The sequence below is a fragment of the Streptomyces sp. NPDC039423 genome (genome assembly GCF_055598725.1).
Genome location: NZ_JBVKAH010000003.1, coordinates 68,472 through 90,395, shown reverse-complemented (window position 1 = coordinate 90,395; position 21,924 = coordinate 68,472). Strand labels below are relative to the sequence as shown.

At 69.2% G+C, this 21,924-nt stretch carries 21 protein-coding genes and 4 pseudogenes; 17 read left to right on the top strand and 8 right to left on the bottom strand.

The window, feature by feature from the left end:
* Positions 1–70 precede the first annotated feature (70 nt).
* Positions 71–808, bottom strand: a complete 738-nt coding sequence (locus tag ACZ7LK_RS11045; protein ID WP_392273173.1) for a dienelactone hydrolase family protein — start codon at positions 806–808, stop codon at positions 71–73.
* 1,007 nt (positions 809–1,815) lie between these two features.
* Here ACZ7LK_RS11045 and ACZ7LK_RS11040 point away from each other — a divergent pair.
* Both ACZ7LK_RS11040 and ACZ7LK_RS11035 read left to right on the top strand, forming a co-directional pair.
* Entirely contained in the window at positions 1,816–2,847 is a 1,032-nt protein-coding gene (locus ACZ7LK_RS11040) for a pentapeptide repeat-containing protein (RefSeq protein WP_471139740.1), read from the top strand.
* A 1,289-nt stretch (positions 2,848–4,136) separates the two neighbouring features.
* Positions 4,137–4,889 (top strand): ASCH domain-containing protein, encoded by a 753-nt coding sequence (locus ACZ7LK_RS11035; protein WP_469462908.1) that lies wholly within the window; start codon positions 4,137–4,139, stop codon positions 4,887–4,889.
* A gap of 48 nt (positions 4,890–4,937) precedes the next feature.
* Here ACZ7LK_RS11035 and ACZ7LK_RS11030 read toward each other — a convergent pair whose 3' ends face one another.
* On the bottom strand, positions 4,938–5,801 hold the full coding sequence (locus tag ACZ7LK_RS11030; RefSeq protein WP_471139737.1) for a hypothetical protein: 864 nt from the start codon (positions 5,799–5,801) through the stop codon (positions 4,938–4,940).
* Positions 5,798–6,364, bottom strand: a complete 567-nt coding sequence (locus ACZ7LK_RS11025) for a SigE family RNA polymerase sigma factor (protein WP_469462912.1) — start codon at positions 6,362–6,364, stop codon at positions 5,798–5,800. Before ACZ7LK_RS11025 ends, ACZ7LK_RS11030 begins: the two co-directional genes overlap by 4 nt.
* A gap of 478 nt (positions 6,365–6,842) precedes the next feature.
* Between ACZ7LK_RS11025 and ACZ7LK_RS11020 the strand changes: the two genes are divergently transcribed.
* The 3 genes from ACZ7LK_RS11020 (at position 6,843) to ACZ7LK_RS11010 (ending at position 10,036) form a co-directional block, all read left to right on the top strand.
* On the top strand, positions 6,843–8,186 hold the full coding sequence (locus ACZ7LK_RS11020) for a pectate lyase family protein (protein ID WP_471139734.1): 1,344 nt from the start codon (positions 6,843–6,845) through the stop codon (positions 8,184–8,186).
* Between the two features lie 1,066 nt (positions 8,187–9,252).
* On the top strand, positions 9,253–9,579 hold the full coding sequence (locus ACZ7LK_RS11015) for a MerR family transcriptional regulator (RefSeq protein ID WP_471139731.1): 327 nt from the start codon (positions 9,253–9,255) through the stop codon (positions 9,577–9,579).
* 133 nt (positions 9,580–9,712) lie between these two features.
* On the top strand, positions 9,713–10,036 hold the full coding sequence (locus ACZ7LK_RS11010) for a hypothetical protein (protein WP_392273180.1): 324 nt from the start codon (positions 9,713–9,715) through the stop codon (positions 10,034–10,036).
* Position 10,037: 1 nt separating this feature from the next.
* On the opposite strand, the pseudogene ACZ7LK_RS11005 reads toward ACZ7LK_RS11010, so the two are convergent.
* Positions 10,038–10,187, bottom strand: a pseudogene (locus ACZ7LK_RS11005) (IS630 family transposase); the annotation flags it as partial.
* A 102-nt stretch (positions 10,188–10,289) separates the two neighbouring features.
* On the opposite strand from ACZ7LK_RS11005, the gene ACZ7LK_RS11000 reads away from it, so the two are divergent.
* Entirely contained in the window at positions 10,290–11,057 is a 768-nt protein-coding gene (locus ACZ7LK_RS11000) for an N-acetyltransferase (protein ID WP_471139728.1), read from the top strand.
* A gap of 306 nt (positions 11,058–11,363) precedes the next feature.
* On the opposite strand, the gene ACZ7LK_RS10995 is transcribed toward ACZ7LK_RS11000, so the two are convergent.
* Together ACZ7LK_RS10995 and ACZ7LK_RS10990 are read right to left on the bottom strand one after the other, a co-directional pair.
* The gene (locus ACZ7LK_RS10995; protein ID WP_469462923.1) at positions 11,364–11,453 is read right to left on the bottom strand and encodes a hypothetical protein; all 90 of its coding nucleotides are present in this window, start codon (positions 11,451–11,453) and stop codon (positions 11,364–11,366) included.
* A 492-nt stretch (positions 11,454–11,945) separates the two neighbouring features.
* Positions 11,946–12,572 (bottom strand): NADPH-dependent F420 reductase, encoded by a 627-nt coding sequence (locus tag ACZ7LK_RS10990; protein WP_392273183.1) that lies wholly within the window; start codon positions 12,570–12,572, stop codon positions 11,946–11,948.
* A gap of 97 nt (positions 12,573–12,669) precedes the next feature.
* On the opposite strand from ACZ7LK_RS10990, the gene ACZ7LK_RS10985 reads away from it, so the two are divergent.
* The 3 genes from ACZ7LK_RS10985 (at position 12,670) to ACZ7LK_RS10975 (ending at position 14,721) form a co-directional block, all read left to right on the top strand.
* Positions 12,670–13,038 (top strand): winged helix-turn-helix transcriptional regulator, encoded by a 369-nt coding sequence (locus ACZ7LK_RS10985; RefSeq protein ID WP_392273184.1) that lies wholly within the window; start codon positions 12,670–12,672, stop codon positions 13,036–13,038.
* Positions 13,039–13,775: 737 nt separating this feature from the next.
* Positions 13,776–14,399 carry a hypothetical protein gene (locus ACZ7LK_RS10980; protein WP_469462926.1) on the top strand — a complete coding sequence of 208 codons (624 nt, stop codon included), beginning with the start codon at positions 13,776–13,778 and terminating at the stop codon, positions 14,397–14,399.
* Between the two features lie 64 nt (positions 14,400–14,463).
* Positions 14,464–14,721, top strand: a complete 258-nt coding sequence (locus ACZ7LK_RS10975) for a DUF402 domain-containing protein (RefSeq protein ID WP_471139723.1) — start codon at positions 14,464–14,466, stop codon at positions 14,719–14,721.
* A gap of 151 nt (positions 14,722–14,872) precedes the next feature.
* Here ACZ7LK_RS10975 and ACZ7LK_RS10970 read toward each other — a convergent pair whose 3' ends face one another.
* Entirely contained in the window at positions 14,873–15,214 is a 342-nt protein-coding gene (locus ACZ7LK_RS10970) for a hypothetical protein (RefSeq protein WP_471139720.1), read from the bottom strand.
* Between the two features lie 339 nt (positions 15,215–15,553).
* Between ACZ7LK_RS10970 and ACZ7LK_RS10965 the strand changes: the two genes are divergently transcribed.
* Together ACZ7LK_RS10965 and ACZ7LK_RS10960 are read left to right on the top strand one after the other, a co-directional pair.
* Positions 15,554–16,057, top strand: coding sequence for a hypothetical protein (locus tag ACZ7LK_RS10965; protein ID WP_471139717.1), 504 nt, complete (start codon positions 15,554–15,556; stop codon positions 16,055–16,057).
* Positions 16,058–16,192: 135 nt separating this feature from the next.
* Positions 16,193–16,765 (top strand): annotated as a pseudogene (locus tag ACZ7LK_RS10960) (IS5 family transposase); the annotation flags it as partial.
* Positions 16,766–17,516: 751 nt separating this feature from the next.
* On the opposite strand, the pseudogene ACZ7LK_RS10955 reads toward ACZ7LK_RS10960, so the two are convergent.
* Positions 17,517–17,927 (bottom strand): annotated as a pseudogene (locus ACZ7LK_RS10955) (ATP-binding cassette domain-containing protein); the annotation flags it as partial.
* 206 nt (positions 17,928–18,133) lie between these two features.
* On the opposite strand from ACZ7LK_RS10955, the pseudogene ACZ7LK_RS10950 reads away from it, so the two are divergent.
* From ACZ7LK_RS10950 to ACZ7LK_RS10925, 6 genes and pseudogenes are all read left to right on the top strand, one after another.
* Positions 18,134–18,413: pseudogene (locus tag ACZ7LK_RS10950) on the top strand (phosphotransferase); the annotation flags it as partial.
* Positions 18,414–18,494: 81 nt separating this feature from the next.
* The gene (locus ACZ7LK_RS10945) at positions 18,495–18,824 is read left to right on the top strand and encodes a deoxyxylulose-5-phosphate synthase (RefSeq protein ID WP_471139714.1); all 330 of its coding nucleotides are present in this window, start codon (positions 18,495–18,497) and stop codon (positions 18,822–18,824) included.
* 857 nt (positions 18,825–19,681) lie between these two features.
* A complete protein-coding gene (locus ACZ7LK_RS10940) occupies positions 19,682–20,182 on the top strand; it encodes a tetratricopeptide repeat protein (RefSeq protein ID WP_471140606.1) in 501 nt (166 codons plus the stop codon).
* A gap of 114 nt (positions 20,183–20,296) precedes the next feature.
* The gene (locus ACZ7LK_RS10935; protein WP_469462933.1) at positions 20,297–20,725 is read left to right on the top strand and encodes a hypothetical protein; all 429 of its coding nucleotides are present in this window, start codon (positions 20,297–20,299) and stop codon (positions 20,723–20,725) included.
* The gene (locus tag ACZ7LK_RS10930; protein ID WP_392273190.1) at positions 20,719–20,952 is read left to right on the top strand and encodes a helix-turn-helix transcriptional regulator; all 234 of its coding nucleotides are present in this window, start codon (positions 20,719–20,721) and stop codon (positions 20,950–20,952) included. Before ACZ7LK_RS10935 ends, ACZ7LK_RS10930 begins: the two co-directional genes overlap by 7 nt.
* Positions 20,949–21,923, top strand: coding sequence for an NAD(P)-dependent alcohol dehydrogenase (locus tag ACZ7LK_RS10925; RefSeq protein ID WP_471139710.1), 975 nt, complete (start codon positions 20,949–20,951; stop codon positions 21,921–21,923). The genes ACZ7LK_RS10930 and ACZ7LK_RS10925 overlap by 4 nt, the downstream gene beginning before the upstream one ends.
* The last annotated feature ends 1 nt before the right edge of the window (position 21,924 follow it).

The window sequence follows — 21,924 nt, the reverse complement described above, 5'->3', positions numbered from 1 at the left end:
GACTTGAGGCGAGGGGACTGTGAGTGTGCCCCGACGCGGACCAGGCCTGGCGCCAGGCTGTTTGCCTGGGTCATGCCCGCAGACCTTCGGTCACGGGCAGGCACTCGGCGAGCAGGTCGACGACGTCGCGCCAGGCTCGCTGCGCGTGCTGTGGGTGGTAGCCGACGCCAGGGACCGTGGGGTGGTCGACGGGCGGGTGGTGGAAGGCGTGCAAGGCGCCGCCGTAGACCGCGAGGCGCCAATCGACGCCTGCGGCCTGCATCTCGGCGGTGAACGCGTTCCGTTGTGCGGGCGGCATGATCGGGTCTTCCGACCCGACGCCGGCCCACACAGGGCAGCGAATGCGCGCTGCCTCGCCCGGTCGGCCCGTGGTCAATGCGTTGACTGTCCCGATCGCGCGCAGGTTGACGCCGTCGCGCCCGAGTTCCAGCCCGACGGCGCCTCCGGTGCCGTATCCGATGGCGGCGACCCGGTCGGGGTCGGCCCGCGATTCGGTGCGCAACACGTCGAGCGCCGCATGGCCGATGCCCCGCATCCGGTCGGGATCAGCGAGCAGCGGCAGGCAACGGGCCAGCATCTCCTCGGGGTCGCCCAAATAGCGCCCGCCGTGAAGGTCGAAGGCCAGCGCTACGTATCCCAGCTCGGCGAGAGCATCGGCCCGGCGGCGCTCGACGTCGCTGAGCCCCATGCCCTCTGGTCCGAGCAGCACCGCGGGCCGGCGGTCGACACCGGCCGGGAGCGCGAGGTGCCCGATCATCGTCAAACCGTCGGCCGGATACTCGACCGTACGCGTCGTAATCGTCGCCATGACACCGGACTGTAGTGATCGTCGAGCCCGGTCCGTCCGGTGTTCTGCCGCTGGCAGAGCAGTGCGCGTGTCCCTCCGAAATACGGGGGCCGAGCGCTCAGGGCCTCAAGATCATCTCGTTGCCTCTTCAGCGCGTACCCCGGTCACACCCCGTACAGATCCACCCCGACCAGGGAGCGCCGTTTCCCGCTGCCCATCGTCGACTACGCCCGCGCCGACGGCTGCCCCGCTGACCGACGAGGACTTGGACCGGCTTCAGGAGCTCGCCGGCACCCCCTTCTCCCTTCCCTTCCCGTCCGGAAAGGTCACCATCCGATGCCGCTGAACGTACCGTTCCTCTTCTTGCCGGGAGAGGTGGACCGCGCCGCCGAGGCCGGGCAGTGAGCAAGCCGACCCCCGTCTGGGACGACACCCTCCGCTGGCCAGGAGTCATCCACGCCTCCGACGCCCCGCTGTCGCGCGTAAGGCCGTCCACAGAAAGGAATCCTGCCGTACAAGACGCCCGCGCCGGGGCGGACGACGTCTGGAGGCTGCCCGCCGGCCTGGACGGCGAGGCCCTCCGAGCCGCCTGGGGCCGCACCAACGGACGACCGGCACGCGCTGCGCACCGGCAAGGAGGTCGCCGGAGGCCCGAGCGGCACACAACCGAGAACCGGCGGCGCAGGCGGGTGGCCGACGGCACGGCCGGCGCGGAGCGGTTCACGGAGCCGACTGCCCTCCGTCCTGATATGGCCGGCCGTGGTGCCACCCACCGTGCAAGCCGACGCAGCCGCGCAGCACCCAAGTGGCGGATCGCCCCAGGGTGAGTTGCCATGGGAGGGATGGCGTCCAAGGCCCTGTCCGAGCGCCTCCGGCGGATCGCGCACCGACGCGCCGCACGACGGAGGCGGCGCGGTCGTGACCGTAGCTCCGGAGGCCAGGGGCTGGGCCGTCCCCGCGTCCAGTGGTCCGGGCTCCTGGCCAGTCTCCCGGGCCTGGCGGCACTCCTGGCTCTGCTCTTCACATGGATGCAGGTGTCGCAGGCCAACAAGGAGATCGCGATCATCGAACGAGGACAAGTAACCAACCGGTTCAATGCCGCCATCGGCAATCTGGGATCCGACTCCGCAGACGTCCGGCTGGGCGGGATCTACGCGCTGGAGCGCCTCATGCACGACTCCGCGCGAGACCACCCCACCGTCGTGTCCGTCCTTTCCGCCTACGTCCGCCGTCAGGCACCGGTCCGGGGCGACCCGAGGCAGCTCCCCGTGCCGTCTGAGAGCGAGCCGCCCGCCCGCGCCGACATCCAGGCCGTGCTGGCTGTGCTGTCCTCTCGCGATCCCGCGAAGGACCCACGTCAGCCCATCGACCTCAGCCGTACCAGTCTCCGTGGCGTCGAGCTGTACGAGACACCAGGGCAGGAGATTCAGTTCAGGCACGTGGACTTGACCGAGTCGGATCTGAGCGGTGCGGTCATGCACGGCGTCGACTTGAGTGGTGCCAATCTGTCCTGGGCAAATCTGGCGGACACTGCGTTCACTTCCTCCCGGCTTGCCGGTGCGGACCTGTACGATGCGGACCTCACCGACGCGAACCTCGAGAAGTCGGACCTTCGCGAGGCGTATCTGGCGGACGCTGACCTAACGGGGGCATGGTTCTGCTCGGAAACCGTCGACGGCGCCGGCGAAGTGCTTGAGAGGGAATGCGGCAGCCTCAAGGAGGCGGATCTGACCGGCGCGACGCTGACCGGTGCGGGCCTGAGCGGCATGAACCTCAGCACCACGGAGTTCTGCCCGCCCGACGAGCCGCTCTTCTCCGAGCTCAAGTGCGCGAAGTTGGAGGGCGCCAGCCTCGAGGACACAGATCTGACGGGTGTGGATCTGGCCGGCGCAAACCTGAAGGGTGCACGCCTCAACGGAGCCGACCTGACCGGTGCCGATCTCTCCGGGGCGGACCTGACCAAGGCGGACTTCACCGGTGCCACCACAGCGGGAGCCACCTTCAAGGGGGCAAGAACCAAAGGTTCCCACGGCCTTCCACCATCCGTCACCGCGGGTTGACCGACCGACTCGTCGATGCGCCATCGAGGGCTGCGGTGCCATGGATCTGTTGGGAGAGGCGTCCGCATGGGGTAGGCGTTGCTCATCGGTGCCTTACCGCGCCGTCCTGGTGCAGATCTGCTTCCTTGCCTTTCTCCTGGGGCCTGGATCTCAGCTCGCAGCCGAAGTCCAGGCCCCGGTGCCGACCGGCGGGAACGGCAGGCACCACATACGACCTGACCGCGCCGGGCGGTGCCCGGGGGAGCGGGGGGCCGGGTGCGGCGAAGCCCCCCGCGACCACCGGCCTCAGCCACGACCAGCGGCGGCGCTGTGCCGAAGGGCGTGAAGAGGCCAGTCGGTACCGATCGTGGCGTTTACCCGCTCGAACATGCGAGGGGCGCCGTGGTAGGCCAGCGGCTGAAACGGACGCCGCAGCGTCCACCACACTGGCCGTGTCCGCCTCGCGGCACCAGCTCGTGCAGCTCACGCCGATCAGCTCCGAGGCCCGGACTCCACTGGAACCAAAACGTGGGCCGGTAGCGGCGACCTGTCCGCTCCGGTGCCCAGGCGTCCATCGGGTTGTGGTGTGCATGCGCGCGGCCGGACGGAGCGACGCGCCGGATCCGACGGGAACGGGTTGAGCAGCGGCTCCGAACCGGCATCACGGTGCAGGTCGCAGAACCAGCGCAGCACCGTCTCGCTGTGGGCGACGGTCGACGGGGCATAGCCGGGCCCAGGCCTCGCTTTCCCGGTCAACGGTACTGGGCGACAACCGCACTTGTGCCCTGAAGTGCACATGCAACATGGTCCGTTCAATCAGTGGGGCGTCCCTGTTCGATGCTCCGTCCCGGCGCGGGGAAGGCGCCGGCCTTCAAGTCAGCCATGATGGGACAAAGGCCAAGCTCGCCCAGCTCGACGGCCGCTCCGCCGCCCCCTCGGCATGCCCAACATCAGCCGCGTGGTCGGGTGAATCGTCACCGGTCCGGAACCCTCAGCAGACGATGACTGACGCAGCGAACCCAGGCTCGGCTCATCGCCAGCCCGGGTTGTCGGTGGGCACGAACTTTCCGAAGAGTGACTCGTACTCATCCCCGGACTCAGTGACTACCAGGTGGTCCGGTTCCGTCCTCATCACCGCACTCCTCAGCCCACGGGACCACCATCGGGGCCCAGTCAAGGCAAGCCGAAATCCCGTGGAGCCCACTTGCGTGGCGTGGAATGCTCTTCGGCGACCGCTGACGGAAGGGAAAGCTGAAAACGTGTACGTACCGTCATCTGCACGAACGCTCGATGATGACGAGCGTGAGCTCGTGGAGCTGGCACGCCGCACCATAGAAGCGCATACCGACGCAGGGCCCGACGAGGACGGGATCCACACGATGGGCGCCGCGGTCATGGCCGCCGACTACCGGATGTTTGCCGGCGTGAACCTCTACCATTTCACCGGCGGACCCTGCGCCGAACTCGTGGCTCTGGGAGCCGCACGAGCCCAGGGCGCCCGCCAGATGCGCTGCATCGTTGCCGTGGGAAACCACGGGCGCGGGGTCATCGGCCCGTGCGGGCGCGATCGGCAGGTCTTTGTGGACTACTACCCCACCATGCGCGTCATCGTGCCCACTCCCGCGGGGCCCAGGTCGGTTCTCGCCGCTGACCTGATGCCGCTGACTCAGCGATGGGCCCCGGAAGGCATGAGTGGTCTCGACCCATCGCTCTACCAGGACCCCGAGACGGCCGGCCCCCCGATCATTCGGTTCAACCCCCGCTACCTCGAAGGCGTCCGATCCGGCACCAAGACCAAAACCACCCGCTTCCGGGACCCGGCCCAGCTCGGGCCGGCACGGCTGGTGTTCGAGAGCGACCCCGAGGTGGTCCTGCCGGCCGAGGTGACCGGCATCAGGCATTGCCCGGTCAGCGGCCTCACCAATCAGGACGCCCAAGCCGAGGGACTCACGACCGCAATCGAACTCCGGGAAGTCCTCAAAGGCCACTACCCAGACCTGGCGGAAACCGACGAAGTCGACGTAATCACCTTCCGGATCAACGGCAAGACTGGCGCTGCTTAGACCGCGGAGGCATCAACGACGACTGGGCAAGTTGCCGCGTTTTCGTCCTCAGTCGTCGTGCCGGGCGAAGTCGCCCGAGACGGCGAGCTGTTCGCTCCGCGTCCGGGCGGTGGCCGCGTAGCGGTCGTGCCGGGCGTCCCGGCCGCCGCGGGCGTGTGTGTACTGCCCGGCGAACACCCACTGGCCGGCCGGGACCGTACGACCCTCCTTCAGCCTCCAGGTGTGGACGAGGTAGCCGTCCTTCTCGGCGATCGTCAGTGTGAAGTCGGCCTCGGGCAGCGACCGCCAGGCACCGGTGGAGGTGACCCCGCCGGTCTGGGCGATCCGCAACTCGACGGTCAGCGCGGTCAGTTCTTCGCGCGTCTTGAGGGTGACGTTGCTCTGTGCCCAGAGGTCGTTGCTGTGCGGGTCCACGGAGCCGTCCGACCACAGCGGCCCGTCCTGCTCACCGGCGGCGGGCGCGCCGGCATCGGGCGTACGCGACGGGGAGGCGCTCGGCTCGCGGGAGGCGCTCGGCACGGGGTCCGCGGGTGCCGGATCCACCGGCGTCGGGTCCATCGGCGAGGGTGTCCGGCGCGTCGCGTCCGTCGACGGGGTGGGCGTGGAGGTGGAGGTGGAGGTGCGGGCGGGCGTCGGTGGGACCGCGACCGTCTGCTGCTCAGGCTCCTCCTTCGCCACGGAGGCCACGCCGTAGCCGCCGGCGGCGAGGATCCCCGCGACCGCCGCGGTGACGCCCACCGCGCGCACCCAGCCGAACCGGGGAGGGCGGGCCGCTCGGGAGCGGGGCAGGTTCTCCTGCGCCATGCCGCGTTCGAGCCGTGCCAGGATCCGCGCGCGGTCGGGCCGGTGCGCCCCGGCCGCCTCGTGCAGCCGGGCGCGCAGTTCGTCGTGCACGTCCCGCCGCATGGTCATCGGTCCCTTCCTCCGGCAGCCCCGGTACGCGCCATCGCCGTGTGTACCTTACGCGGAGCGTCCTGCGTGCCGAGCAGCCGCTGCAGCTCGGCCATCCCCTTCGACGTCTGGCTCTTCACCGTACCGACCGACACGCCCAGGGCCAGCGCGGTGTCCTTCTCGGACAGGTCGAACGCATGACGCAGCACAACACACGCCCGCTTCCGGAACGGAAGCCTGCGCAGCGCCTCTTGTACGTCGACCACCCCGGCCACGTCCGGATTCTCCGTCTTCTCCTCCCGCTGCGCCCAGAACAGCGCGATACGCCGCCGCTCGCGCACCGCGCTGCGTATCCGCGTCCGGGCCAGATTGGCGACCACGCCCCGGGCATACGCCACCGGATACTCGCTCGCCCGCACCCGGTCCCAGCGGTGCCACAGCGCGAGCAGCGCATCCGCGGCCAGGTCGTCGGCGGCATCGGCCTCGCCGGTCAACAGGTGCGCGAGCCGGGCCAATTCTGCGTAGTGCCGCTCGAAGAAGGCATGGAACTCCACGGAGGCGGCGTCATCGACAACTGTGGCCACGGGCGATGTCTCCTCGCAGCGACCTCGGGGCCCCGGAACCGGGCGCCTGTGCGTGTCATGTGTGCGGCATATGAATGTCCGGACGAGATCCGCAAGAGTAGCAGTGAGCAAGCGCTTGGTCTGCAACCCCTGCTACCTGACGGCACTCCTGGTCTCGATCGGCGGGCAGAGGTGCCGGCACGGATGGGCAGGGGGCGCCCGCGGCCGTCAAGGCGATCGGCTGCATCGAGGCGCGCTCGGACCGGGAACGTGGACGGCGTCTTGGACACGCATACAAAGACAGAGATAGCTACCTTCGGTGACCCCCACCTGCTTCATCGGGTCTCGGGGTGGCGGGGTGTGAACCCACGACCTCTTCGTCCCGAATGAGGTTCTTGCTGACCTGGCCCGTAAAAAGATCCCCGCACGCGGCAACCATTCACGGGTCGGCGGCCACTGACAGGGCGTAACCCCGTTCCTCCCCCTGTAAGGAAGCCCCGTGGCTGCTCGCTCCCACCGCCGGTCCCTCCGCTCCCGTCGTGCTGCCGTCATCGGCGCGGCCGTCGTGGCCGCTGGCGTCGGCGCTGGTGTCGTCGTGATGAACGCCAATGCCGGGACCGTCGACCTGTACCACCAGACGCTCACCGCGGGAGACGGCTGGGCGTCCTCCGGTACGGGGACCACTGGTGGCACGAAGGCCGACGCCGCCCACACCTTCACCGTCTCCACCCGTGCGCAGCTCGTGAAGGCGCTGGGCTCGGCCTCCGACACCACGCCCCGCATCATCAAGATCAATGGCATGATCGACGCCAATACCGATGACAGCGGAAAGAAGCTGACCTGCGCCGACTACGCCCTCGGTACCGGCTACTCCCTGTCGGCCTACCTCAAGGCCTACGACCCGGCCACCTACGGCCGCTCGAAGCTGCCCTCCGGCACCCAGGAGAAGGCACGCGCCGCCGCCCAGGCCAAGCAGGGCAAGAACATCGTCTTCAAGGTCCCCGCCAACACGACGATGGTGGGTGTCCCTGGCACGAACGCGGGCCTCAGCGGGGCCATGCTCCAGATTCAGAACGTGGACAACGTCATCGTCCGCAACCTGACCTTCGCCGCCACTGAGGACTGCTTCCCGCAGTGGGACCCGACCGACGGCGACGACGGCAACTGGAACTCCAACTACGACTCGGTGTCCCTGCGCGGCGCGACCCACGTGTGGGCGGACCACAACACGTTCACCGACGCGCCGCACTTCGACAGCGCCAACCCGAAGTACTTCGGACGCGAGTACCAGATCCACGACGGCGCCCTCGACATCACCAAGGGGTCCGACCTGGTGACCGTCTCGCGCAATCAGTTCACCAACCACGACAAGACGATGCTGATCGGCAGCAGCGACTCCGACAGCGTCGGCAGGCTGCGCGTGTCCATCCACCACAATGTGTGGAAGGGCATCATGCAGCGCGCCCCGCTGGCCCGCATCGGCCAGATCCACATCTACAACAATTACTACGACGTCACGCCCCTCAACGGGTACACGCCGCAGTACAGCATCAACTCCCGTGCCAGGGCTCAGGTCGTCGCGGAGAACAACTACTGGAAGCTGCCGTCCGGCGCTAAGGCCGCCAAGCTCCTCAGCGGTGACGGCACCGGCTCCGTCAAGGGCTCCGGCAACCTCGTCAACGGCACGGTGACCGACGTCGTCGCCGCCTACAACGCCGCCTCGTCCAAGGACCTGAAGACCACGGTCAACTGGACCCCGACCCTCACGACGGGCCTGGAGGCCTCGGCGAGCCACCTGCCGACGTCGCTGGCGACGACGACGGGGGCGGGCGTGCTCAAGTAGCACCCGAGACACGCGAAGGCCGGGACACCACGAGCCCGGCCCTCGCGTACCCATGCTGCGCGGTCCGCCGCGCCACGGACTGTGCGGGGCCCGGGATGCTTCCCGGGCCCCGCATGGCGTCTGCCGGGCGACAGTCCACAGGCCGCTTCACCCACGCCGCATGTTCTTGTTCTCGGTGGCAAGAAGCCGGCGGAGATGGTCCACGAGCGGCGCCGGCCGCTACCTGTGGTGCTTCCACGGCTTCGGCCGACCACCATTCGAGTGAGATTACCTCTCTGCCGGACACGCGAAAATCTATGTCGGCCAGAGTAGACATTGAGCAGTGGTGTGGATATGTTTCTCCCGTAACCCAGAAGGACCGCAGGGCCCGGCAGAGACGAACTGCCGGGCAGCAGTACCCGCAGTTGCAGGACGGTGCGGTGGTGGAGTTCCGAAGCCAGGATGGTTGCAGGACGGCGACGGGACTGACGACCGGACCGGGCGGCCCGCAGTGATCAGGGGCCGCCACCGTAGGGGCAGTACCCAGCAGTGAAGTCAGTGAGCGGTACCCCGGTGAAGGCGTCGGCTGCGGACGCGCGCACCGGGAGGTTCGGCAGTGGGGTTCTAAGCCAGAGCAGACGCAGGACGGGCAACGGGGCTGGCTGCCGAAGAGTGGCGCTGTCACAGGTCACTTGAGCGGTTCGCATCACCAGCAGTACGCACCAGAGCAGTACCCGCAGGAGAAAGTTCCCGTTTGGTAGGTAGTTGATCACCGAGGGAAGAACGGAGGAACGAAGCGCCATCAGGATCGCCCGGGCGGAAGTGCTGAACCCGGGTACCGCAGGACATCGATAGTGAGGTGGTCTCCGGTCAAGCAACCGCGATCCCCGCACCCCCGACAGCAGCCAGGTCGAGTGGGCGGACACAGAAGGCCGGCGCAGTATCAGGGCCGGCAGATGGTGTAGTTCCTTCGGGGCCCTGGTGCCGTACGGCACCAGGGCCCCTCCATGCGTTCCGCAGAGAGGTGCAGAGGACAGCAGACGATTCGTGCGGCCGTCTCGACGACGATGACTGTCCCGCCTGCACCATGCGCCGGGCCGCCGACATGCTCCGCACCACCCCCGCCTTCCTCCGCGCCCTCGGCGAAGCCCGCCTCATCACCCCGCTCCGCTCCGAAGGCGGCCACCGCCGCTACTCCCGCTACCGACCGCGCATCGCCGCCCGCGCTCGGGAACTCGTCGACCAGGGCACTCCCATCGAGGCCGCGTGCCGCATCGTCATCCTGGAGGACCAGCTCGAAGAGGCCCAGCGCATCAACGCCGCGTACCCCCGCGCCGCCGAATCCGACGGCCGCGGCCTGAGAGCGCGCGTCCGCCACCGGCGGGCCCTGCGCACATCAGGGTTCCTGGGGTGACAGGGTGCGCGACGTGTAACGTCCGGGCATCGGGAACTGCCGGCGGACAAGGGGCGGAGGCGACCCGCTGTGACCGCATACGTTCACCGGCTTGGGTGTCGGTGGCTCGGCTGGGCCTGGGTACCCTCGGCTCGTGGAAGATCGCGAGGAGTATGTGAGGTATCGGCAGGATCGGGCCGTGCTGGCATCGATCGGGGCTCATCTTGATCCCCAGATCAGTCGGATCAGCGTGCGGTTGCCTCGGTCCGTGGCTGAGTCGGCAGTCGCTGCCTGGGAACGCGAGGAGCTGGGCGGGATCGGCGAGGAGAGCCGCGAAGAGTACGAACTGCGTGACGATGCTGCCGAGCTGGCTTTCATCGGCCTGGCAATCTCCTCGCGCGGCGTGTGGGACGGCGAGGAGGTCGTCGTCGACCTGGATGTCGTCCAGATCGCGGCGGCGTTGCGGGCTGCGCGGTAGATCAGGCTGCAGCGGCGGGGGATCGTCCTCCCCAGCGGATGCCCTTCTCACTGCGGATTCGGGCGCGTTTGCGTCGCTGGGCGGCGAGGACGTCGGGGTGGCGGGCGTTCTTGTCGCGCCAGCGCGGGTAGGCGTGAAGGGCTCTGGTCCGGGCGGGTGGCTCGGATCGTTCTCAACGCGACCCAGGTGTGGTCGATGCCCTTGGGGTAAAGCCACTGGCCAGCAGGGCTGTTCCCGTGGCAGTGTCCCGGTCGTGACAGAGATAGACAGCATTGTGATCACCACTCTTGCCGAGCGTCCGTCGTTGTTCTCCCGTATGTATGAGATCGCTGAGACGTGGCCGGCCTTCATACCGCACGATCCGGTAGGGGAAGCGTTGCTGGGCCGGGTGGCGGAGGACTTCCCTCGGTACTGCGTGGTGGCAACGGATGGTTACCGTGTCGTCGCCCGCGGGTTGAGCGTGCCGTTCAACGCAGAGCTTGACGGCCGTGAGGAGATGCCGGACAAGGGCTGGGATCAGGTACTCGTCTGGGCGTTCCGTGACCAGCGCCATGGGCACTCACCGACAACGGCCAGTGCCTTGGAGATCACGGTGGACACCGAATATCTCGGCCGTGGTCTGTCCTACCGCATGCTGGCCGCGCTGCAGGACGCCGTCGGCCGGCAGGGCCACAACGTGCTGTTGGCCCCGGTCCGTCCCACAGCCAAGCACCACGAACCGCGAGTCGCCATGAGCGACTACATTCGGCGACAGGGCGACGACGGATTTCCGATCGACCCCTGGCTCCGAGTACACGTCAAGGCCGGTGGCAGCATCGAGAAGATCGCCCCGGCATCGATGACGGTCAGCGGCTCACTGTCCCAGTGGCGTCAGTGGACTGGCCTGCCCTTCAACAGCAGCGGTGACATCGACGTACCAGGCGCTCTCGTCCCGGTGCACTGCGACACCGCACATGACCAAGCGGTCTATGTCGAGCCCAATGTGTGGATTCGGCACAAGGTGAAGCCGCCCACCCCCTGACCACACCGTTCGACGAGACAAACCACTGGCTCAGCGGTTGACTTCGAGGCTCGTCAGGACGAGCAGGGCGCGCATGAGCTGGGTGGTGCGGGCCGCCGGCTTCGGAGCGGTGGCGGACCTGGGCTTTCGCGGTCCGGACAAGGACGTACTCGACCCTGTGATCGTCACCGGCTCCATGCCGGCCGCACTCACAAGCTCGCCACCGGCGAAAAAATCGCCAACCGCGTCCTGGCCGTCGGGCGGGCACCGGTACGAGCACGGCCTCGCTCATCTCAAGAACTGGCGGACGCTCACCGAGCTACGCACCTATCCTGCCCGCAGGTGGGTCAGGACGTGGTCGTGGCGGGCGGCGGTGTTGTCGTGGGTGCGGCCGCGCTGGGCGGCGGATATCCACATCAGCCGGCCTCTCTCGTCGGTCAGGGCGAGGAAGTGCAGGCCGTGATGTGGTGTTTGCCGGAGTAGTGGCGTCGGTCGGACTTCCCTCGGCCTGGCGGGTCGGCTCCTCGCCCTCCAGCACGCGCCCCGCTCGCTGAGCTCCGGCCGGACGGGTACGGCGTCGGTCACGGACAAGCCCGCCCGGTCAGGGGGCAGTCAAGGCGAGAACGGACATCCGTCAGCGGTGGCTGTCAGACCGCGGTCAAGGGGTGGCTCCTCACGGTGGCTCCGGCCCGGGCGCAGATCCGCGCGCGGGCCGGACGACCGCCGACCCGGCCCGCGGGCCGGAGGAAGCCGAGGACCACCGTGCCCGCCCAGAGCGCGCCCGACCCCGCCCACGGGAGGTCGAGCTCGCAGGTGCGGCCGAGGGCCTCTCGGCAGGCGGAAGCTGCCGACCGGGCTCAAGCTGCTGGTTCGCGCCTGGCATCCCACGATCGGAGACCTGGCACCCCATCAGCCCCGCGCGTGCTCCACGAGTGGCAGCACCGTGCGCGGGTCACCGCCCGCGAACCACACCCCGATCACGAACGCGGCGGTGGCTTCCACGTAACCAGCCCGGTCCAGGCCACCCGCGTCGAGCGGGATCGCGCCCAAGTCCGTCACCAGCGTGCGCACCAGGTCCAGGGCGCCCGCGTCCTCCCCGCACAGCGGTACCGCGAGGCCATCCGCGTACCGGGCCCACACCTCTGCCGCACACACGTTGAACGCCTTGACCACGTGCGCGTCCGGCGCCGCGTCCGCGATCAGGCGGGCCGCGGACGGGCCGCCGCCGGTGGTGAGCATGAGCCCGCCCGGCCCTTGCACGATCGGGTTCGAGCAATCGATCACGGCCCGCCCCGCGAGCGTATCGGCCAGCGACGCGACCACGTCGAGCATCACGGCGTGCGGAAGGGCGGCGAGCACCACGTCCCCGTGGGCTGCCGCCTCGGCGAACGTGCCCGCACGGGCACCGAGCCGGGCCGCGAGGTCCCTCGCCTTGCCCGCGTCGCGCGCTCCGACGACGATGTCGTGTCCCGCCTTCGCCCAGCCCGCGCCAAGGGCCTCGGCCATGGCGCCCGCACCCACAATTCCGATCCGCATATCGATCCCCTTTGCTTGACCTGCCGCTTCGTTCCAGTGAATCTAGGCCGGCCGAAAGGAACCGTTCGGTTCCCGCCGGGGGGACCATACTCGGGGGATGGGGAACAACGGTGAGTACCTGGCGGACTGTCGGGCGCGTGTGGGCTTCGACTTGTTGACCAATCGGTGGAACAGCGTGGTGCTGTTCGCGCTCGCGGACGGCCCGATGCGGCCCGGGCGACTGCGCGCGGCCATCGGCGGAATCAGCGCCAAGGTGCTCAACGAGACGCTGCGCCGCCTTGAATACGACGGGCTCGTCATACGGCGCGCCTACGCGGAGGCGCCCCCGCGCGTCGAGTACGAACTGACCGACCTGGGCCACAGCTTCATGGTCCCGATCCGCGCGATGGGCGCGTGGTCGGCGGAACATGGGCACCTCGTCCTGGAGGCGCAGGATCGCGCCGACGAGGCGTCAGCCACGGCGTAACGTATCGCCTGTCGCTGACCGCCCCCGCAGGATCGGTCACTCCTTCCCGTGCTCGTCGCTTTAGCCGTGCCGTCGTGCTGACCGCCTCCGAGCGCCACCGGCCGAAGAAGATGGCCTACAGCCACAAGACCGCACATCGGGCTCGGCAGGCGGGCAACCATCGTCCGCTCGACGAGCGCCCGCAGCCCGGGGACGCTCAGGAGCGTTTGAGGTCCGGGTCCTGGCGCAGCTGGGCTTGCCGCTGCTGCCCCTCTCGCCGGGGCCGCGCTACCCCGAGCGCGCGGACTCCGGCGACGTCAACGGCCATTGGGCGGAGCCAGCGCTACCCCCAACCGGCAGGGCGCTGACCGCGGCGCGGGCTCCCCCCAGCACGCGGGGCCGCCACCCGAGGCCGCACCGCCCGAGCTGGGGGTGAAGACCCCGGCGTTCTTCATCGCCTTTGACGCCCTGCAGATCGACGGCATCGAGCTGCTGGCCCTGCCCTACGCCCAGCGCCGCAGGCGCCTGTAAGTCCTCTTCGCCATCCGCCCACTGACCGCACCATGGACGCTGTACCCGATGAGCACCGGGTCGGCCAGAGCCGGGAGTGGCTGGAGGACTGGACGGACGTCTCCGACGTCGAGGGCCTGGTCATGAAGAAGATGGACCAGCGCTACTAGGCTGTGCGCCGGTCGGCCCCGGGCGCGGGGTCCAAGGGGGTGGGGAACACGATGTCCGTAGAACGTCATATAGCGGGGATGCTCCAACAGATCGCCCGTCAGCAGGACGTTGTCGAGATCGCCCCCCAGGGCTCCACGCCGAAGGCGGCCGCCCTGGCGCACGTGGCGGAGCAGTACGGCTACACGTACGGCATGGCGTACAGGACCGGGTTCAAGAACTCGCTGGTCCAGGTCCGGATGTACCGGGACCCGCGGCCCGACGCGCGCGTCCGCGAGGCGGCCACCATCGCCGCCCATCCGCGGGCGGGCAACGGCGGGACAGTGCCGGGGCTGAAGCAGGGCTCGCTGAAGCCGCTGCCCGAAGCGGCCGCTGCCGTGGCCGTGCTGAAGGACCTCGTCACCTTCGACGTCATGGCCCTGTACATAGCCGACCGGAGGCAGAAGGTGATGTGCTACCTCGCCTGCGTAGTCCTGGCGGGCCTTCTACTCATCGACAAGTCGCCGGTCGAAGCGGTCGCCTCCGGCGGGGCGGTCGCGCTGCTCTGCACCGTGGCGTTCAAGGTGGGCGCGATACGCCGCGGGAAGATCGCACAGCGGCTGACGGACGCCGGGTTCCTCGCGGTGCGCGACGAACAGGGCGCCCAGCGGTTCCTGCGCCCGGGGCAACAGTTGCCCGGCCACACCAACCCGTTCGCCGCCTGAGGCCCTGGCCTGCGGCGCAGGCAGGACTGGAACACCGCGCTGCGCCTTGCTCAGGCCCTTCTCCGTGCGGCCGACTGGAACTTCGAGCGGCCCACCGCGGTGGTTCGACGCCTTTGACCTGACCGTGGAACTGGTCATCGACCCCGACCTCCGCCGGTACGAGTGGAAGGACGTGGACGAGTACGCGCACGTGCGGCGGCTGGGCATCATCACCGACACCGACCCCAAGGCCGTGAACGCCGCTCGCGACCAGGCCGTTGCGACGCTTGAGGAACTCTCCGGCCCCTTCGCCGATGCCGTCGCCTGGACGACCTGGCGGTGAAAGCCGGGCTGGCCCACCCCACGCCTCTCCGCGGCCGACGGCGGCCGCCGCAGAAAGGGTGCACCGAAAGAGCAGCGGCCCAGGTCGGACCTGGCGGCCTGCTTCGCCAGCGCGGCGAGCGGGAAGCGCCGGCCTTCTCCACCGCGCGCAGTTACTCCCAGTCGACCACAAGGTGTGCGGGGATGACCGCGTCGACGGACGCCGTGATGTACAGCTCGACGTCGACTGCTCCGGCCCGGCTGGTGCCGAAGCCGACCTCGATCGACCGCGGGGAGCGGACCCAGCCGAGCCGCACCATCCAGTCGAACTCGGCCCTGCACACCCCGAGGCGGGCGGCTGCCTGCTCGGGTTCGAGCGGGGTACCGGCGGCGAACAGGTCCGCCGGGTCCTCCCGCGCACAAGCCTGGTCGACCCGGACGGGGTGGTGCAGTGTCCCGTCCGGGTTCGCGCTCAGGTCGACCAGCAGTCCGCGGTCGACGGACTGCCGCACCACGAGCGCCGTCTCGTCTCGCAGGCCGTCGTCGTGTCCCCGCCGGGATCAGTCCGGGTCGACGACCGCGCGCTGGGCGGCCTGCTGCCCGCCCAGCGTGCCGGGACGGCGGCCGTTGGCAGGGGCCATCCTTCCGCAGGACATCCTCCCACCAGCCGGGCCGAGGAGGGCGTCCTCGCTCTCTAGCGGCGTTCACTATCGCCGGTGAGGAAGACGAAACGGTGAGGAACGCTTGCTGCGCCCGTTGAGGCCCTTCGGCGAGCGGCCGGCCGTCACCAAGCCAGGCCTCAGAGGTCACACGCGTTCTCTGTGTCGAACGGCGAATTGGGGTTCAATGCTGCAATGGATCAAGGTATTGCGGGCCTCGTCGGGGCCCTTACGGGTGGTCTCATTGGGATCACAGGAACGCTGGGGGCCGCCCGCATTGCCGGGCGCGACCAGCGGCGAACTCAGCATGAGCACTGGCGTCGGCAGGTTCGGCGAGACGCCTATGGGCAGTTCATAACCAAGACAGCGCGTGCCTTGCGGGCGGGCGAAGCCGCTCACGAAGCTGCGCGGAACGGCCTGCTCGAGAGAGACCACTACGCGGCGGTCACGGCAGCGGCTGCGGACGTCGAAGAGGCCTACTCGCTGGTGCAGCTGGAGGGCCCGGAAGAAGTCGGGAGCGCTGCCGACGAGGTGAACAGCCAGATTCAGGGCTGGAAGTACGCGGTGGGCTGGCTCCTGGAAGAGGGCAGCGTGCCGCGCGAGCGTGCACTCCAGAGGTCCGCCGAAGCCAGTCACCTCGGCACTGACCGCTTGGACGATTTCACAGAACTTTGCCGCAATCTTCTGGATGACAAGTAGGCGTGCGCCTGTCCCCTCTTGCGGCTCGGACTTGGACCACGGCTGCTACGAGGACAGCGCAGTACGGGAGGCCGCCTGGACACGGCGGCCACCCCTAGGGCGTGTCCGGAAAGTCGATTGCTCGTTGCTCCGCTCGTGGTGCGTCGGCATGAACTGACCGATGCTGCCTGGGCGGTCATCGGGCCGCTGCTGGTGCCGGGACGCATGGGCAGGACCATGCGGGACCGTCGCCAGGTGGGCAACGGGATTCTGTGGAAGCTGTCCACGGTGCCGCCTGGCGGGACCTGCCCGAGCGTTATGGGCCGTGGAAGACGGTCTACGCTCGCTTCCGTCACTGGTCGGCCGACGGGACCTGGGGCCGGCTGCTGACGCATGTCCAGCAGCGTTCCGATGCCGTTGGAGCTGTGGACCGGACGATCGTGTGCGTCGACTCGACCACGGTGCGGGCCCATCAGCATGCGGCCTGGGCCCGGAATGAGGACCCTGGGAGGGCGAGGCACTCGGCCGCTCAAGAGGCGGGCCGACCAGCAAGATGCACCTCGCCTGCGACAGCCACGGCAGACCCCTCGCGTTCACGCTCACGGCGGAAACGTCAACGACTGCACCCGGTTCGAACCCGTCCTGACCCGGATCAAGGTGGCACGGCCGGGACCGGGACGGCCCCGCACCCGGCCCGACCGCGGGGTCGCGGACAAGGGCTACTCCGCAGGACGGGTCTGGGGCCCACGCCCTCAGCCGCCCGGAGTATCTGCTGTGCCTGCTCCAGAGCCGTGGCGTACGTCTTGGCCCGTGCCCCACTACGTGCTCTACCCGGCCGGCTGGAACGACTGGCCCGCAGCCGCTCCCACGCCTCAAGGGGATCGATCTGCATGTACATGGTGGGACGCTATCCCACAGCTGGTGGCCACGGAGGGCGCTGCCACACGCAAGCCGAACCGAGGTGCCCGCTCCCCGGGCGCCCGCCGCGCTGCTGTAGCGCCTCGGTTGTTGTTCGGCAGTCGTGGCATCGTTCTGCCCCGCCGACCGCCGACCGCCGACCGCCGACCGCCGACCGCCGACCGCCGACCGCAGACCGCCGACCGCAGACCGCAGACCGCCGACCGCCGACCGTGCCCGTGGGCCGCCCTGTTGTTCCTGGGTCCCGTCGTGCTGCTGCCGTGCTGGGACCGTGGCGCGCCCGCTCTGCTGCTGCGCCGTCGCGCCCTTCGTACGGCGGATGGGACTGGGACGTCCAGTGGGCGCGCTCCTTTGATTCCGCGGGCGTATGGACGCGGCAGTCACCAACCCATCCGAGCTGCTTGCCGTTCGTCGGCCGAGACCAGCAGCGGATCGCGGACGAGAAGCGTGCTGCTGCCCGCCCCGGAGGCTTGGTCAGCGCGTTTTGGGGCAGGTGAGGCTTGTGTCTTCTGTCCCGCCCGACCTGCTCACGCACGTTCGGCATGCGTTGACGCAGGCGGGGTTCCACCTCGTCCGTGGTGATGCGGAGGACGGCCGGCCGGGGACTTCGGTGACGCAGGTGCCGACCGGGGTGCTTGTGAGGTGGACGGCCTCGGACGGGTTCAGGTCGCTGGCCCATGAACGCCTGGAAGATGAAGCCGACCTTGTCGCGGCGTAGCCGGGTGAGCTGCCGGTCCCCCAGACAGGACAGCTCGACGTCACCGATCCGGGCCGTGCCGGAGGAGATGGAATCCAGACCCGCCATGCAGTGCATCAATGTGGACTTCCCCGAGCCAGACGGGCCCATGATCGCGGTGAACCGGCCCCTGTCGAACTCCACCGACACGGCGTCCAGCGCGGTCACACGGGTCTCCCCCTGGCCTGTACGCGGCGTCGCTGCGGCGCCGAGACTGGCCCGTCCGCCCAGCTCCAGCCCGGCACCATGAGGATGTGGCAGGGAACAGGTCCACCTGTGCGAGCCGTGTGCACAGCAACGGAAGAGACCGCGGTCCGCGAGACGGTTGCAACGGAGACGAGGATCAGGGCTGGGGTGCGACGCGTGCCTGGGTGGAGAAGGGGCTCACCGAGGCAGAACGCATCGAGGATGTCGCGCGGTTGCGCGGCGGCTGGACGTCGGAAATGCGCCGTCTGGACATCTGCGGGCCGGGCGGTCGACGGTCGCTGGTCCTGCGGTCTTTCGTCAAGCCCTTCTACGTTCGCCACGCGGAGGGCTTGCTGACCCGCGAGGCAGCCGTTCTGCGCCTGCTCGCGGCACGGACGTGCCCACGCCCAGGCTGGTGGCCGTGGACCAACAGCAGAGTACTGCGACCATCCGTCCTTGCTGATGTCCTTGCTGCCTGGGACCGTGCGCCTGGGCGATGAGGGGGCCGAGCGGCGTGGCGGACTGCTGGCCCAGCAATGAGGGTCTGTCTCTTCGATCTTGCTGAGTGTCACGGAAATCTGGTCGAGTTCATCCCGGTCGGACCGTACCCTGACCCGCATGGCCCACGCGAAGACCTCCTACGTCTGCCTGAACTGTCGGGCCTCCTACAAGCAGCCTTACCTCGGTGACCACGACCGGATCTGTCCGCGCTGCGCCAAGCCGTTGATCCATGCGGGTTCCGCCTTTGCAACGCCGCGGCGGCGCGACACTGCTGCCTGGCGGACCCTGTCGGTACTTTTGAATGCCGGTGTCCGTTTCCACAAGAGTTGCTGTGGCGGCCCTGGCTATCGTCCGCGCACACTCAGCGAGGTGCGCGAGCGAATGGCATTCGCGCGCAAGACCGGTGAGCCGTTCGCGCGTGCACTGGTGCGCCGCGAACTGCCGTAGCCCTTGGCTCAGCAGAGCAGCCATGCCTGTCGTGAAACCACACATCGACGACTGGTTGCTCGCTGCGGCCTGGTCGACGTCGCAGAGAGAGCTGCCTGTACTGCGAGGGTCCCATGCCATCCCTCCTCCACGAGAACCGAGACGAGCTGGTTCAGCACTTCGGTCGTGAAGGGCCGCGGCGATTCGGGGTCGGGCGGCAGTCAGACCCCGGGAAGCGGATCGGAGCGTCGGAACCCCGAGAAGCGATGGGAGGGGGGCGAACTACGCCTGGCTATGGGACAGTTCATGATGCCGTGTCACTGGCTGCTGGGAGAAGGGCAAGATATGGCTGACGAGGTGGAGGGCGACTGGCTGACGGAGCGCCAGGTGAGCACTTTGTGGCCGGGCGTCGGTGCTCGCTCGGTGTATGTAAATGCGCTGGCCCATGGAGTGCGGGTCCGTACGGAGAGCTGGATGACCACTACCGGGTCCGCCGGTAAGAGGCGGTATCAGGCCGACGACGTGCGCCGAGTGGCGCCGCAGATAGCAGCCCAGCCACCCCTCAAGGGGCCCTCCCCGCTACCGTGCTGTCTACTGCTGATCGTTCTGGCAGCGGGACCAGTCGTCTGGCTGGTGCTGGCCATACGAAGCGGGCAGTAGAGGTCAAGCGCGTGGCTGCGGCTGGCCAGCCGCGAGAGCGTGCGGTGTCAACTGCAGCATCTCTGGCTCGTTGGGCAGGGCGCCGCCGAGCCTCGAGGGGAGGCCAGTCAGATGCCTGCCCGCGAGCGGCCGCCTCCGCCCCATCGGCCGCACGGTCCCGCTGCGCCACGACGCCGCCCGCCACCTCGCCGAGCACCTGACCCCCGCCGGCGGCCACCCTGGACCGGCGCGAACCCCGCCTCGAGGAGACCCGTTTCGAGGAAACTGGCCTCGAGAAAAGCCGTCTTGCGGAAACTCGTCGCCACCTGCTGGACCTGGCCGCCCGCTCACCGGACGACGCCGGCGTGGCGTACCGCACGGCCTGCGTCCACGACCGACTGGGCCTGGAGGCGGAGGCGGCCCCGTTCTACGAGCGCTGCCTGACCGGAACCGGCCTCTCGGCCGAGGACCGCCGTGGCGCCTTCCTCGGGCTCGGCAGCACCTACCGGGTGCTCGGCCGGTACACCCGCGCCGTCGACACCTTCCGCCGAGGCGTGGCGGAGTACCCCGACGGCGGCGGCCTCCGGGCCTTCCTCGCCATGGCGCTGTACACGGGCGAGCGCCACGAGGCCATGCGGATTCTGCTGGACATGCTCGCCACGACCAGCCACGACCCGTCCGTCCAGCAGTACCGCCGCGTCATCGCCCTCTACGCCGAGGACCTCGACCCCACGGGATGACGACGGCACGTCGGGGGAGCCCCGGGGCCGGGTCTAGGTAAAGAATCATTGACATCATGTACGTGATTCTTTACGCTCCTCGATGTCAAGTTTGTTTTACGTGGGGGAGGGCGAGTGGCGTTCGAAGAGAAGCGCGCATGGATCATGGCGGTGGTCGCGGTCGGGGCGTATCTGGCCTACGTCGCTGTGATCCTGGGGCGCGCGCAGGGCATCCCCCTGGCCGAGGTGACGTACGCGGCGACGCTGCTGTGGAGTGTCGGAGCCGCGATCGCCGCGGCGATCGCGCTCAACATCCTGGCCGCGGTCGCCTCGCCCAAGGAGGCCAACAAGAAGGACCAGCGCGACAGGGAGATCAACAGGTTCGGCGAATACGCCGGACAGTCGTTCCTCGTCGTCGGCGGTGTGGCCGTCCTGGCCCTGTCGATGGCCGAGGTCGACCACTTCTGGATCGCCAACACGATCTACCTGGCGTTCGTTCTCTCCGCCGCCCTCGGGGCCGTCGCGAAAATCGCCGCCTACAGGTGGGGTTTCCAGCCGTGGTGAAGCCGACCCGCGTCACGAACCAGATCCGCTCCCTCCGGTTCGCCCACGGAGAGATGACCCAGGCGGAGCTGGCGGACCGCCTCGGCGTGACCCGTCAGACCGTCATCGCCATCGAGAAGGGCCGCTATTCGCCCTCCCTCGAAATGGCGTTCCAGATCGCCCGCGTGTTCAAGGTCCGCCTCGACGAGGTCTTCCAGTACCCGGGCAACGAAGGAGATACGCCGTGAAAGCCATCGCGCACGACAGGTACGGCTCCTCCGAGGTACTGGAGCTCCGGGACGTCGACCGACCGACCGTGCCGGGTGAGGGGGACGTACTGATACGGGTGCACGCGGCCGCCGTCGACGCGGGCGTCCGGCACCTCATGACGGGCCTGCCGTACCTGCTCCGGCTCATGGGGTTCGGCCTCTGCGCCCCCAAGGTCCCCGTCCGGGGCCGCGAGGTGGCCGGCCGCGTCGAGGCCGTGGGCGCCGCGGTGACCCGGTTCCGGCCGGGCGACGACGTGTTCGGCTTCTGCGAAGGTGCCTTCGCCGAGTACGTGTGCGCCCCCGAGGACCGGTTCGTCGCGAAGCCCGTGAACCTCACCGCCGCGCAGGCCGCTGCCCTCCCCATCTCCGCCGTCACCGCCCTCCAGGCCCTCCGGGACGCGGGGCGCGTCCAGCCGGGCCAGAAGGTCCTGGTCATCGGCGCGGCGGGCGGTGTGGGCACGTACGCGGTCCAACTGGCCAAGGTGTTCGGCGCGGACGTCACCGGCGTATGCAGCACCACCAAGACGGAACTGGTCCGCTCGATCGGCGCCGACCGGGTCATCGACTACACCCGCGACGACTTCACCGCCGGTGGCCACCGCTACGACCTCGTCGTCGACACCGCCGGCAACCGCCCCCTCTCCCACCTCCGGCGCGCCCTCACCCCCCGCGGGACCCTGGTTCTCGTCGGCGGCGAGAACGGAGGCCGCTGGCTCGGCGGCACCGACCGCGTCCTGCGGGCGCTGCTGCTCTCCCCGTTCGTGGGCCACAAGCTGCGCGGTCTGTTCTCGGCGGAGCGCCAGGAGGACCTCCAGGCGCTGAAGGACCTCATCGAGGCCGGCCGTCTGACCCCGGTCGTGGACCGTACCTACCCCCTGGCCGACACCCCGGAGGCCATCCGGTACTGGGAGCGGGGCCACGCGCGCGGCAAGGTCGTCATCACCGTCTGAC

Excerpts from the sequence above, each read along its gene's own strand:
- ACZ7LK_RS11045 (WP_392273173.1), bottom strand. The coding sequence starts at position 808 with ATGGCGACGATTACGACGCGTACGGTCGAGTATCCGGCCGACGGTTTG.
- ACZ7LK_RS11040 (WP_471139740.1), top strand. The coding sequence starts at position 1,816 with ATGCAGGTGTCGCAGGCCAACAAGGAGATCGCGATCATCGAACGAGGA.
- ACZ7LK_RS11030 (WP_471139737.1), bottom strand. The coding sequence starts at position 5,801 with ATGACCATGCGGCGGGACGTGCACGACGAACTGCGCGCCCGGCTGCAC.
- ACZ7LK_RS11015 (WP_471139731.1), top strand. The coding sequence starts at position 9,253 with ATGCGCCGGGCCGCCGACATGCTCCGCACCACCCCCGCCTTCCTCCGC.
- ACZ7LK_RS10995 (WP_469462923.1), bottom strand. The coding sequence starts at position 11,453 with ATGTGGATATCCGCCGCCCAGCGCGGCCGCACCCACGACAACACCGCC.
- ACZ7LK_RS10990 (WP_392273183.1), bottom strand. The coding sequence starts at position 12,572 with ATGCGGATCGGAATTGTGGGTGCGGGCGCCATGGCCGAGGCCCTTGGC.
- ACZ7LK_RS10985 (WP_392273184.1), top strand. The coding sequence starts at position 12,670 with ATGGGGAACAACGGTGAGTACCTGGCGGACTGTCGGGCGCGTGTGGGC.
- ACZ7LK_RS10980 (WP_469462926.1), top strand. The coding sequence starts at position 13,776 with ATGCTCCAACAGATCGCCCGTCAGCAGGACGTTGTCGAGATCGCCCCC.
- ACZ7LK_RS10965 (WP_471139717.1), top strand. The coding sequence starts at position 15,554 with ATGGATCAAGGTATTGCGGGCCTCGTCGGGGCCCTTACGGGTGGTCTC.
- ACZ7LK_RS10945 (WP_471139714.1), top strand. The coding sequence starts at position 18,495 with ATGGCCCACGCGAAGACCTCCTACGTCTGCCTGAACTGTCGGGCCTCC.